7 protein-coding genes and 1 pseudogene are annotated in these 8,827 nt (G+C 69.6%); 2 read left to right on the top strand and 6 right to left on the bottom strand.

What is annotated here, in order from left to right:
* Positions 1-72: 72 nt before the first annotated feature.
* The 4 genes and pseudogenes from leuS to GVN67_RS26425 all read right to left on the bottom strand — a co-directional run.
* A pseudogene (leuS, locus tag GVN67_RS26440) lies at positions 73-2,103 on the bottom strand (leucine--tRNA ligase); the annotation flags it as partial.
* A 190-nt stretch (positions 2,104-2,293) separates the two neighbouring features.
* Positions 2,294-2,857, bottom strand: a complete 564-nt coding sequence (locus GVN67_RS26435; RefSeq protein WP_200845403.1) for a DUF3576 domain-containing protein — start codon at positions 2,855-2,857, stop codon at positions 2,294-2,296.
* Positions 2,858-2,957: 100 nt separating this feature from the next.
* On the bottom strand, positions 2,958-4,250 hold the full coding sequence (locus tag GVN67_RS26430) for a porin (RefSeq protein ID WP_160000312.1): 1,293 nt from the start codon (positions 4,248-4,250) through the stop codon (positions 2,958-2,960).
* A gap of 291 nt (positions 4,251-4,541) precedes the next feature.
* Entirely contained in the window at positions 4,542-4,988 is a 447-nt protein-coding gene (locus tag GVN67_RS26425) for a thiamine phosphate synthase (RefSeq protein ID WP_235035521.1), read from the bottom strand.
* Positions 4,989-5,141: 153 nt separating this feature from the next.
* Here GVN67_RS26425 and GVN67_RS26420 point away from each other — a divergent pair, with 153 nt between their 5' ends.
* Entirely contained in the window at positions 5,142-5,813 is a 672-nt protein-coding gene (locus tag GVN67_RS26420; RefSeq protein ID WP_160000310.1) for a YggS family pyridoxal phosphate-dependent enzyme, read from the top strand.
* Between the two features lie 87 nt (positions 5,814-5,900).
* Complete coding sequence (locus GVN67_RS26415) at positions 5,901-7,250, top strand: LLM class flavin-dependent oxidoreductase (protein WP_160000309.1); 1,350 nt, start codon at positions 5,901-5,903, stop codon at positions 7,248-7,250.
* On the opposite strand, the gene GVN67_RS26410 is transcribed toward GVN67_RS26415, so the two are convergent.
* Both GVN67_RS26410 and GVN67_RS26405 read right to left on the bottom strand, forming a co-directional pair.
* A complete protein-coding gene (locus GVN67_RS26410) occupies positions 7,240-7,806 on the bottom strand; it encodes an XRE family transcriptional regulator (RefSeq protein ID WP_160000308.1) in 567 nt (188 codons plus the stop codon). The two genes, GVN67_RS26415 and GVN67_RS26410, sit on opposite strands and share 11 nt — an antisense overlap.
* A 96-nt stretch (positions 7,807-7,902) precedes the next feature.
* Positions 7,903-8,625, bottom strand: coding sequence for a haloacid dehalogenase type II (locus tag GVN67_RS26405; RefSeq protein WP_160000307.1), 723 nt, complete (start codon positions 8,623-8,625; stop codon positions 7,903-7,905).
* Positions 8,626-8,827: the final 202 nt, after the last annotated feature.

Genomic DNA, 8,827 nt, shown 5'->3' with positions numbered 1-8,827 from the left:
TTAATGATACGGCGACCACCGAGATCTACACCTATTAAGTCGTCGGCAGCGTCAGTGTGTATAAGAGACAGGCTGGGTGAAGCGCGAGGCGCCGGAGACGCCCGACTCGGTCCACTCCATGTCCCGCTCCGGCGGGTTGTCGGAGAGGATGAACCAGCGTGCCGTGTCGGCGCCGTAATGGTCGATGATGGCGCCGGGGTCGATGGTGTTGCGCTTCGACTTCGACATCTTGTCGTTGCGCGCGACCGTCACGGACAGGCCGGTGGCCTTGTCGGTGGCGCTGCCGTCGGTGGCCACGTCGACCTCGTCAGGGGCCAGCCAGCGGCCGTCCTGGGACTTGTAGGAGGCGTGCTGCACCATGCCCTGGGTGAACAGCCCGGCGAAGGGCTCGGCCGTCGACAGCTGGCCCAGATGGCTCAGGCCGCGGGTGAAGAAGCGGGAATAGAGCAGGTGCAGGATCGCATGCTCGATGCCGCCGATATACTGGTCGACCGGCAGCCAGCCATTGGCGGCTTCCGCCACCAGGGGCGTGCCCGCCTTCGGCGCGGTGAAGCGGGCAAAATACCAGGAGCTGTCGACGAAGGTGTCGCAGGTGTCGGTCTCGCGCAGGGCGGGCTTGCCGCAGGACGGGCAGGCGACATGCTTCCAGCTCGGGTGGTGGTCCAGCGGGTTGCCGGACTTCGAGAAGTCGACATCCTCCGGCAGCACCACCGGCAGCTGGTCCTGGGGCACCGGCTGGGTGCCGCAGGCGTCGCAATGGATCACCGGGATCGGGCAGCCCCAGTAGCGCTGGCGCGAGACGCCCCAGTCGCGCAGGCGCCAGTTGACGATGCCCTTGCCCTGGCCCTTCGCCTCCAGCGCGTCGATGGCGGCCCGCTTGCCGGCATCCGTCGCCAGCCCGTCGAGGAAGCCGGAATTGTAGAGGACGCCGTCATCCGTGTAGGCCGTCTTGCCGATGGCAAACGTGGAAGAGTCCTCGCCCGGGGGCAGGATGACCGGCGGCACCGGCAGGTCGTATTTGCGGGCGAAGTCCAGGTCGCGCTGGTCGCCGGAGGGGCAGCCGAAGATGGCGCCCGTGCCGTATTCCATCAGCACGAAATTGGCGATCCAGACCGGGAAGGTGGCGCCCTCGATGAAGGGGTGCTTGACCCTGAGCCCGGTGTCGATACCGCGCTTCTCGGCCTGCTCGATGGCGGCCTCCGAGGTGCCCAGCGCGCGGACCTCGGTGATGAAGCCAGCGATGGCCGGGTTCTGCGCGGCGGCGGCGGCGGCCAGCGGGTGCTCGGCCGCGACCGCCAGGAAGGACATGCCGAACAGCGTGTCGGGACGGGTGGTGAAGACCTCGACCGAGTCCTGGCCGGCGGCCGGCGTCTCGAGGGCGAAGCGGACGCGGGCGCCCTCGCTGCGGCCGATCCAGTTGGCCTGCATCAGCTTGACGCGTTCCGGCCAGCGGTCGAGGCCGTCGAGCGCCTCCAGCAGCTGCGGCGCGAACTTGGTGATCGAGAAGAACCACTGCGACAGCTTCTTCTTCTCGACCGGGGCGCCGGAGCGCCAGCCGCGGCCGTCGATCACCTGCTCATTGGCCAGCACGGTGTGGTCGACCGGGTCCCAGTTGACCCAGCTCTCCTTGCGCTCGACCAGGCCGCCCTTCAGGAACTCCAGGAACAGCTTCTGCTGCTGGCCGTAATAGGAGGGGTCGCAGGTGGCGAATTCGCGGTCCCATTCGATCGACAGGCCCATGCGCTGCAGCTCGGCGCGCATAGTGGCGATGTTCTGGTAGGTCCAGGCGGCGGGGTGGACGCCGCGCTCGCGCGCCGCATTCTCCGCCGGCAGGCCGAAGGCGTCCCAGCCCATCGGGTGCAGCACCTGGAAGCCGCGCGCCCGCTTGTAGCGCGCCACCACGTCGCCCAGCGTGTAGTTCCGCACATGCCCCATGTGGATCTTGCCCGAGGGGTAGGGGAACATCTCCAGCACGTAGTATTTGGGCTTGCTGCCATCCGGCACGTCGGGCGCGGCGAAGCAGGCGCCCGCCTCCCAGGCCTGCTGCCAATGCGGCTCGGCGGCGGCGAAATCGTAGCGGGCGGGGAGGGCGACGTCGTTCATGGCACCGTGTCTGTCAGGCCGGGCAGGCGAGCCGCCGGGGGCAGGAACCCGGGCAGCTCAGTCTGGGCGATCGATAGGCTTGGCGCCAAGGGATAGGGGCTTGTCGCGGCCAAGGGAAGGCCGGCCATGGCAAAAGGGCGTGGCTTGCGCCACGCCCTGCGTGAAACACGGCCTGAAGGGAAGGCCGCCCTTAGCGGGCGGCGGACTGGCTGCGCAGCTCGCGCGCGCGGGTCAGGACCTGGTTCTCCAGGTCGGTGGCGGTGGCCTGGACGACGGGCGCGTCGGACCAGGTGCCGCCGCGCAGCTCCTGGCGGAAGACCGAGATGCGGACGCCATCGGAGCGCAGCTGCCGGCCCATGATATAGGCGGTGGCGCGGAAGCGCTCGTTCGGGGTCGCCGGGGGCGCGTACCAGTCGGTGATGATCACGCCGCCGAAGGGATCGGCCGAGGAGAGCGGCAGGAAGGACAGGGTGTCCAGCGTCGCGCGCCACAGATAGGCGTTGACGCCGAGCCCGGCCTCGCCGGCGGCGCCACGGCCCCCGGCCCCGCCGCCGGAGCGGTCGGTGCCCATGATGAGCAGGCCGTCCTGCTCTCCGCTGAGCCGGCCTCCCACGCGGGCGCGCCGCGAGTCGTTCAGGTACTCGTCGTTTTCGACGATGCGTCCCTTCCCGCAGGCCGCCAATGCCAGAAGCATCAGCGACGAAGCGATGACAGGACGGGCGATCTGCAGGACGCGGGCACGGTGCTTCAGCATGGCGGTCACTTACGTCCCTGTGGCCGGGATACGCAAGCAGGAAAACAGAAAGGGCGGCAGGTTGCCCTGCCGCCCTCCTGTTCCGGTCCCGGTAAGGGGATCAGAAAGCGAAGCGGAAGCCCGTCAGGAAGACGTTGGCGTCCAGCGAGTTGCCGACGTTGCGCTGAGCGGCAGCGTTGGCGGCACCGGTGGAGAAGTTGTAACCGGCTTCCTCACGCTTGATGAAGGTGTACTCGGCAATGTACTCGATGCCCGGCGCGATGCGGTAGGTACCGCCCACGTTGAAGCCCTTCTCGGTACGGCTGCCGGTCAGCGGGTTGCCAGCCAGGGTGGACTGGTTACCGGCCGAACGGACCTCGGCGTAGTCGGCGCCGACGGTGATGTCACCGTAGGTGTAGGACACGCCGGTGAAGAAGGAGTTCATCTGGCGCTTGTCGCCGGCGACGTCGGCACGCGGCGAGAAGCCGTTGTTGCCGTCACCGAAGACGTACTGGCCACCGACCAGGAAGCCGAAGGCGGTGAACTGGATGCCGGCGAGGCCCAGGTTCATGCGCTCCGGCGACAGGCCGGTCGTGTTCTTGACGGCGTCGGCGCCCATGTAACCAACGTGCGCACCGATGCCCACGCCGGAGAAGCTGCCGCGGTAACGCAGCATGGCGGTGACTTCGTTGCGGCGACGGATCAGGCCGCCCGGGACGGAGCCGAGGCGGTCGCAGCCGGTTCCGGTGGTGCCGCAGCCGGCCTCGGGGCCTTCACCCTGGTTGAAGGCGAAGCTGGCGCCGAAGTCGAAGCCCGCGAACTGCGGGGACATGTAGATGACCTTGGTGTTGTCACCAGCGTCAGACTGCATGTTCAGGCTGGGACGGCCCTGGCCGTACAGGCTGTCGTAGAAGTCACCGTCGAGGCCGCCCGAGGCGAAGTTCGCGATGTAGCCCTGGCCCATCAGGCCATAGACGTTGTCTTCGTCACCGAAGCGGATCTGACCGAACTCGCCGGCCACATAGCCCCAGGCCTCATCGAGGTCGAGCTGGGTCTTGGTGTTCGTGTTCCGGCCGCCCGAAGAAATGGCTTCGCGGAAGTTGTCGTTCTGGATCTCGATCGCGACGCCGTAACGCAGGCCGTTGGCGGCCTTGCCGTTGGCGACGACGTGGATCTCGGTCTCCTGCTGGAAGTCCGACTTGCCCAGGTTGCCAGCAGCGGTGTTGCTGAAGTCCTGGGTGGTGTTCGTGTAGTAAGCGCGGAAGAAGCCGCCGAGGCGGACTTCCAGGTCACGGTGCGACGTCATGGCCGGGCCAGCAGCCCGGAACGGGTCGGCGCCCTGCGCCATCGCACCCGTGGAAGCCATCACGAGGGCGCCGACGACAGCGGTCGTGCCCAGCAGAATCTTGCGCATCCCAAATCCTCCTCACGCGCCGGAGCTTCCGGCAGGTCCCGCGGCCCCCTGTCCCCCTCGACAGGTGTCCGCCAAAAAAGCGAACGGGTCAGGCCTTGGCGCGGACTATGGTTCACGCCTTGCCGGGGCGGCAATGCTCCGCTTGGCCCCGGCGCGACTTCCTTGAAACACTGTGTCTTGGAGGTCACACCGGGGATACAGGCGGTGACCCGCCGATACGGCGCCTGAAACTCTGACGGAAGCATAACGTGTTCAGCGGCTTGGCAGCGATGGCGCGGGAAAAGGCCAGGCTCACGCCAGGGCGGTGATGGCCGCCAGGCCGCAGCAGGGCGGCGGAACCCGCGCGGCATTGGTCGCCAGAATCCCGCCCAGCGCCGCGACCGGCCGGCCGGCGCGGCGCGCCTGGGCCGCCCAGCGGAAGGGGCCGAGGCTGGGCGCGCCCGGATGGCTCGGCGTCGGGAACAGCGGCGAGAGGAAGACCAGGTCCGCCCCCTGCCGCCGCGCCCGGCGCAGCCCGGCCGGGCCATGGGCCGCCATCGACAGCAGCGCGCCCGGGGCGCCGGCGCGGCGGGCCAGGCGGAAGGCGGCGAGTCCCGTCCCCTCGGCGCGGTCGGGCCAGTGCAGCCCGGCGCCCAGCGCCAGCGCCTGGCGCGGCGCGGCCCCCAGCAGCAGCGGGCCGCGATGGCGCATCTGCCGGGCCAGGGACAGCAGCAGGGACGCCGCCACGCCGCGGGCCACCACCCCCGATCCGCGCGGCAGCCGGGCGGCAGCGGCGCGGGGGTCAGGCAGGCGGGCCGGGTCGCTGAACAGCCAGAGGCGGGGCAGGGGCCGCCGATTCGCGGCCCGACCCGGCTTGAGCCGCAGCGCCGCCCCCCCTACCGTCCCCAGGCCATGTCCCATATCGCTGCCAACCTGACCCTGATCCATGACCGCATCGCCCAGGCCTGCCACCAGGCCGGGCGCGACCCTGCCACGGTGCAGCTGGTCGCGGTGTCCAAGTTCCACCCGGCCGAGTCGGTGGCGCAAGCCCTGGCCGCCGGGCAGCTGGTCTTCGGCGAGAACCGGGTGCAGGAAGCCGCCCAGAAATTCCCGGGGCTGCGCGAGTCCCAGCCTGGCCTGCGGCTGCATATCATCGGCGCGCTGCAGACCAACAAGGCGCGGGACGCCGTGCGGCTGGCCGATGTGATCGAAAGCCTGGACCGGCCGAAGCTGGCCGCGAGCCTGGCCGAGGCCATGGCGCGCGAAGGCCGCCGCCCGGGCCTGCTGGTGCAGGTCAATATCGGCCGCGAGCCGCAGAAGGCCGGCATCGACCCCGAGGCGCTGGACGAGTTCATCGCCGAATGCCGCGAGACTCACGGCCTGCCGATCGAGGGGCTGATGTGCATCCCCCCCGCCGAGGAAGACCCCGCGCCCCACTTCGCTGGCATGCAGGAAGCGGCGGCGCGGCTGCAGCTCGGCGTGCTGTCGATGGGGATGAGCGGCGACTTCGAGTCGGCGATCCGCCATGGCGCCACCCATGTCCGGGTCGGCACCGCCATCTTCGGGCACCGGGCGGCACCTTGACCCTTATATAGAGTCGCGGCCGGGTTGGTCTCGACTCCGGCCGCGTTGTCCATTATAGTGGACGAATAGCGCCGGAAAGGGGACGCCATGCCGCGGGTCTTGCAGCTCAACGCCTTCGACATGGCCTGCATCGGCCATATTCAGCAGGGGATGTGGACGCATCCGCGCGACACCTCCGTGCACTACCACCGGCTGGAGCATTGGGTCGGGCTGGCGCGGACGCTGGAGCGGGGCCTGTTCGACGGGCTGTTCCTGGCCGATGTGCTGGGCATCTACGACGTCCATGGCGGCAGCCCCGACGCGGCGCTGCGGGGGGCGGTGCAGGTGCCGCTGCTGGACCCGGCGCTGCTGGTGCCGGCCATGGCGGCGGCGACCCAGCACCTGGGCTTCGGCATCACCTGCAACCTGGCCTATGAGCAGCCCTTCCTCTTCGCGCGGCGGATGTCGACGCTGGACCACCTGACGAGCGGGCGGATCGGCTGGAACATCGTCACCGGCTATCTGGACAGCGCCGCCCGGGCGATGGGGTTTTCCCAGCAGATGGCGCATGACGACCGCTACGACCTGGCGGACGAATACATGGAGGTCGTCTATCGCCTGTGGGAGGCGAGCTGGGACGGCGACGCCGTGCGCGCCGATCGCGGGGCCGGGGTCTATGCCGATCCGGCCAAGGTCCGCGCCGTGCGGCATGACGGGCGGCAGTACCAGATGGAGGCGATCCATCTCTGCGAGCCCTCGCCGCAGCGGACGCCGGTACTGTACCAGGCCGGGTCCTCGGATCGCGGGCGGCGCTTCGCCGCGACCCATGCCGAATGCGTCTTCGTCAATGGCGGCAAGCCGGGGCCGGTGGCGGCGCTGGTGGCCGACCTGCGGGCCCGGGCCGGCGCGCGGCCGTTGAAGGTCTTCGCCGGCGCGACCGTGGTGGTCGGCCGGACCGAGGCCGAGGCGCGCGACCTGCTGGCGGAATATCGCCGCCATGCCAGCGTCGAGGGGGCGCTGGCGCATGCCTCGGCCTCGCTGGGCATCGATTTCGCCAAGTACGGGATGGACGAGCCGATCGAGTCGGGGCCAGGGCAGGCGATCCAGTCCAACGTCACCGCCATGAAGCAGGCGGCGGGGCCGGTCTTCACCAAGCGGCGCCTGATCGACCAGTTCGTCCTCGGCAGCCGGCAGCCGCCGATCGTGGGGTCGGCCGAGCACGTGGCCGAGGCGCTGATCGGCTGGGCCGAGGCCGCCGATGTCGATGGCTTCAACCTGTCGCGCACCGTCATGCCCGAGGGGCTGGAGCGGTTCGTCGAGCTGGTGGTGCCCGAACTGCAGGCGCGCGGCGCCTTCAAGACCGGTTATGCCCCGGGCACCTATCGGGAGAAGCTGTTCGGGGCGGGCGCCTTGCTGGCGGCGCCGCATCCGGCGGCGGCGCTGCGCGCTACCGCTTGAGCAGCACCACCAGGTAGCGGCAGGGGGTGTCGCCCGGGTTGTGGAAGCGGCAGGCCTCGGGCGGGCCGAGGCGCAGGCAGTCGCCCGGGTGCAGCGCGTGCAGGGTCGTCCCCTGGGTGAAGTCCAGCCGGCCTTCCAGCAGCATGATCTGCTGGTCCTGGATGAAGGCGAAGGCGGCGGCGGGGTAGTCGACCGACTGGCCGGCGGGCAGCTCGCCCCAGACCAGGTCCAGCGGCGTCGCCGGGCCGCCGGCCGGGGTGGCGGCCCGGCGGGTGAAGCCGGTCTCGGGGTCTTGCCACAGGGGTTGGCGGTCGCGGCGGGCGAGCTGGCCGGCGGTGTGCTCGGCGCGGGCGAGGAGCTGGGACAGGCTGAGGCCGAAGGCGCCGGACAGCCGGCCGAGGAGGGCCGCGGTCGGGCTGACCTCGTCGCGTTCGATCTTGCTGATCATGGCTTTGGACACGCCGGAGCGGTCGGCGAGCTCGGCGAGGGACCAGCCACGGCCTTCGCGCTCGGTCTTCAGGCGCCGCGCGAGCTGTGCCGTGTTGTCGTTGGTCATCGCGCCGATAATAGCGGCTTAAGAATCAGAAAAAAGAAGGGGTCCAGGGGAATTCATTCCCCTGGCCTTTCTTGTTTTGATCCACGTGAAACACTGTCAGGCCAGTGCTTCTTCCTTATGCGCCTTGGCCATGTCGCCCAGCGTCGGAAAGCGGAAGTCGTACCCCGCGCCCGAGGGCGGCGGCGGCGTCGCCCCCCATCCATCCCGATCGTGCCGCCGGTCGATCCAGGCCGAGGCGAGCCCCAGCCGCTTGGCCGGCGCGTGGTCATGAAACAGGCTCTGCGCCGTGTGCAGGATCTCGCTCGGCGAGTGCCCATGCTCGGCGAGCCGTTCCAGCATGTAGTCGAAGTTGCGCAGGTCCGGCTTGTAGCTGCCGATATCCTGGGCCGTGTAGACCGCGTCGAATTCGACGCCCAGGCGCTTCTGGCTGCCGGCGAAGCTGACGCGGTCGACGTTGGACAGGATGACCAGCTTGTAGTGCTGCTTCAGGTAGGTCAGCGCCGCGGTGGAATCCGGGAAGGCCGGCCAGTTGGGCACGGAGTTGCCGAAGGCTTCGTGAACCGCATCGCTGGCCTCGACGCCCCATTCATCGGCCAGGCTGCGATGCACCTCGCTGAGCAGGTCGGAATAGATCAGGCCGGGGGTTTCACTTTGCTGCGCCGATTCGTGCCGGGCGAAGGCTTCCAGCGCATCCTCCCGCGACAGGGCCAGGCCGCCCTGGCGCAGCAGCGGCTGCAGGGCGGCGTTGATGCCGGACTCCCAGTCGATCAGGGTGCCGTAGCAGTCGAAGGTCAGTACGCGGAAATCCTGCAGGCGCATCGCGTCTCTCCGAAGCCAGAGGGGTTAGCGTCGCATGGCGGCGCCCATCGCGGGAAGCGGGAATGCAGGGACACCCAAGCCATGCCCCCTGGGCCGTCGCCTTCCCACACCCCATGATACGCAGGACAGCCGTTAACGGCGCAGCCTGCGAGACCGAGGGCGACGAGATGACCAGCACCGAGCAGACCACCCCCCCGCCCAC

This window comes from Roseomonas sp. 18066, from assembly GCF_902706185.1.
GTDB lineage: Bacteria > Pseudomonadota > Alphaproteobacteria > Acetobacterales > Acetobacteraceae > Pseudoroseomonas.
This window is presented reverse-complemented; position numbering and strand designations above follow the sequence as displayed.